This window comes from uncultured Aureimonas sp. (assembly GCF_913775355.1).
Classification (GTDB): domain Bacteria; phylum Pseudomonadota; class Alphaproteobacteria; order Rhizobiales; family Rhizobiaceae; genus Aureimonas.
Map to the genome: position 1 here is coordinate 1 of NZ_CAJYIU010000268.1, position 2,999 is coordinate 2,999.

The window sequence follows — 2,999 nt, forward strand, 5'->3', positions numbered from 1 at the left end:
AAAGCTTGTGACGTCATGTCGGTGTCCATCAACCAGTGCCCATGGGAAGCGGGCGAGGATCCCGCTTCATGACATGGTGACGGATTTCTTTCGCTTCAACGCAAGACGACGTGAGACGTCAGCGACCATGCTTCTTGGCCTCGCGGATGGCGTCGAGCAGGATCGGGGCGCCCGACAGGTGGTCGCCCGCCTCGTCCGGCACCGGCGGCGCGGGCGGCTCGAAGCTGGCATGCGTCTCGGCCGCACCGAACGGCGCCTCGCCCAGGACGGCAACGAACGGCGGCACGGCATCGTCCGAGCGCGGCGTCCCTTCCGGCGCGGAACCATCCGCTTCGGAACCGTTAGGGGTGTCGGCCCCGCCGAACGGCACGTCGCCCGATACGGCGACGGCCGAGGCCACCGCGTCCTCCGGCAGGCTCGCCTCGTCCAGCGCGGCAGGCGGCTGGAGGCTCGCCTCGTCCGCGGCCTCCTCGGCGACCGGCGCCGTCGGCGCGGCGCGATGGCCGTGCGTCAGCGCGAAGTCGACGATGCGCGGCGCGATCTCGGCTCGGAAGCGCGAGCCGTTGAAGACGCCGTAATGGCCGACCTTCGGCTGCAGGTAGTGGACGCGCATGTCGTCCGGGATGTTGTGGCAGAGATCGTGCGCGGCGCGGGTCTGGCCGACGCCGGAAATGTCGTCGTTCTCGCCCTCGACGGTGAGGAGGGCCGTGCGCCGGATCTTGCCCATGTCCAGCCGCTTGCCGTGATGGGTGATCGTGCCGCGCGGCAGCGAGTGCTTGATGAAGACCTCCTCCACCGTCTGGAGGTAGAACTCGGCGGTGAGGTCCATCACCGCGTTGTACTCGTCGTAGAAGGTGCGGTGCTTGTCGGCGGAGTCCCCGTCGTTCTTCACGAGGTGCCAGAAGAAGTCCTTATGGGCGATGAGGTGGCGGTCGAGGTTCATCGACATGAAGCCGGTGAGCTGCAGGAAGCCGGGATAGACCTCGCGCATGAAACCGGCCTGGGGGAACGGCACCTTCATGATGACGTTCTGGCGGAACCAGTCGATGCCCTTGTCCTTGGCCAGCTTGTTGACCGCCGTCGGGTTGACGCGCGTGTCGATCGGCCCGCCCATCAGCGTCATCGTCGCGGGATGGCAGGGGTCCTCGTCCTCCTCCATCCGGGCGACCGCCATCATCACCGGCACCGCCGGCTGGCAGACGCCAATGACGTTCACGCCGGGGCCGAGGAAGCGCAGCATCTCGATGACGTAGTCGACGTAGGTGTCGAGGTCGAAGCGACCGGCCGACAGGGGCACGGTGCGCGCGTCCTGCCAGTCGGTGATGTAAATCTCGCCGTAGGGAAGCAACGCCTCGACCGTGCCGCGCAGGAGCGTGGCGTAGTGGCCCGACATCGGGGCGACGATCAGGAAGCGCGGGTCGGGCTTGCGGCCTTCAGGCAGCGCCCGCTCGAAATGGAGAAGCGTGCCGAACGGCTTCTGCCAGACCGGCTTGTCGATGACCGGTACGCGCATGCCGTCGACGAACGTGTCGTGGAGGTCGAAGGACGGCTTGCCGTAGACACGCGTGGTGCGCTCGAAGAGCTCGGCCATCGCGGCCACCGTGCGACCCATCTCGGTGTGCGAGATCGGGTTCAGCGGGTTCTGGTAGATCGCCTTCGTCGCGTCGGCCACCGCGCGGAAGGGGGCGAGGACCGCGTGGTTCCACTCGTAGAATTCGTACAACATGCACTCCCACGACGACGGAACGGAATGAGCCGAAACGGCCCGGTCTGTAGAACATGGCACCGAATTGGTGCCGTGCAAGTTAATTGCCCGACTAACGCCTTGAACGCACTGCCGTCACAGCCAGCGGACCATGACGACCCGCGAGCCGTCCGGCGCCCCGGCCGGCCATTCCACATCGCGTCGCTGGCGCAGGGCTGGCGTGAGATCGGCGTCGTCGACCGCGACGAAGCGCCGTTGCGCGTAGAAGGCTTCGCCGATCGAGAGATTACGTGCCGTCGAGAGACCCACCGCCCGGTGGAAGAACCACCCTGCCCGCTCCACCACGCCAGCGAGCAGCGCCGAGCCGAGGCCGCGACGACCATGGGCGGGATCGACGCTGAGGCCCGACAGCCAGTAGCAGCCGCTCGCGGCCGGGTCCTTCGTGAGGTCGGCAAGGTCGGCGGCGGCCGCAAAGCCCACCGCCTCGCCGCCCTTCTCCTCCGCCACGAAGACTTCGTGCGCGAGAAGGAACGGCACGAAGCGCTCGATCGGGGCGGGGCCGGTGTCGGGAATGTGCCCGGCCTCGATCAGCAGCCGGTCGGCTGCGGCGTCGATCGCGCGCAGCCGCTCGGCCTCGCCCGGCTCCATCATGCGGATGCGGTAGCCATCCGGCGCCATGCCCCGGAACGCCTTGCGTCCGGTCAACTCGGCTCGTGGCCTTCGACGATGACGATGTCGGCCTCCGAGACCGCCTCGCGGATCGCCTTGGCCGCCTGGTATTCGGCCGAATTGTAGCAGGCCATCGCGTCCTCCATCGAGGCGAACTCGATGACGACGTTACGGGTCCGCGACGAGCCCTCCAGCGCCCGGAACGGGCCGCCGCGCACGAGGAAGCGCGCCCCGAAGCGCTGCATCGCCGGGGCCGCCGTCGTCACATAGTCCGGGTAGCGCTCGGGGTCGTGAACGTCGACGCGGGCGATCCAGTAGGCCTTCGGCATGGGTGGTCTCCTGTTCAGGCGTCCCGCATTTCGGCGAGGATCGCGCGGGCCGCGCTCAAGCGATCGGCGGCCGCGATGATGGGCCGCGCGACGACGAGATGAGTGGAGCCGTTGCGCAGGGCATCGCCGGGGGTCACGACGCGCTTCTGGTCGCCGGCCTCGCTGCCCGCCGGCCGGATGCCGGGCGTCACCAGCGCCATGCCGGGCGCAAGGAGTTCGCGAACCAGCGACGCCTCCTGCGCCGAGGCGACGATGCCGCCGATCCCGGCGTCCGCCGCCTGGCGCGCGCGCAGCTC

4 protein-coding genes are annotated in these 2,999 nt (G+C 68.8%); all 4 read right to left on the bottom strand.

The genetic code is table 11. The annotated features are described in order from the left end of the window. Nucleotides 1–118: 118 nt before the first annotated feature. Nucleotides 119–1,726 carry a polyhydroxyalkanoate depolymerase gene (gene phaZ, locus QZ753_RS16390; protein WP_294645151.1) on the bottom strand — a complete coding sequence of 536 codons (1,608 nt, stop codon included), beginning with the start codon at nt 1,724–1,726 and terminating at the stop codon, nt 119–121. Nucleotides 1,727–1,840: 114 nt separating this feature from the next. Next, on the bottom strand, nt 1,841–2,410 hold the full coding sequence (locus QZ753_RS16395) for a GNAT family N-acetyltransferase (RefSeq protein ID WP_294645153.1): 570 nt from the start codon (nt 2,408–2,410) through the stop codon (nt 1,841–1,843). After that, nucleotides 2,407–2,703: a DUF1330 domain-containing protein gene (locus QZ753_RS16400; protein ID WP_294645155.1), complete on the bottom strand. Its 297-nt coding sequence runs from the start codon at nt 2,701–2,703 to the stop codon at nt 2,407–2,409. The genes QZ753_RS16395 and QZ753_RS16400 overlap by 4 nt, the downstream gene beginning before the upstream one ends. A 14-nt stretch (nt 2,704–2,717) precedes the next feature. Beyond that, a partial coding sequence (locus QZ753_RS16405; RefSeq protein ID WP_294645157.1) for an orotidine 5'-phosphate decarboxylase / HUMPS family protein occupies nt 2,718–2,999 on the bottom strand: 282 nt, incomplete at its 5' end.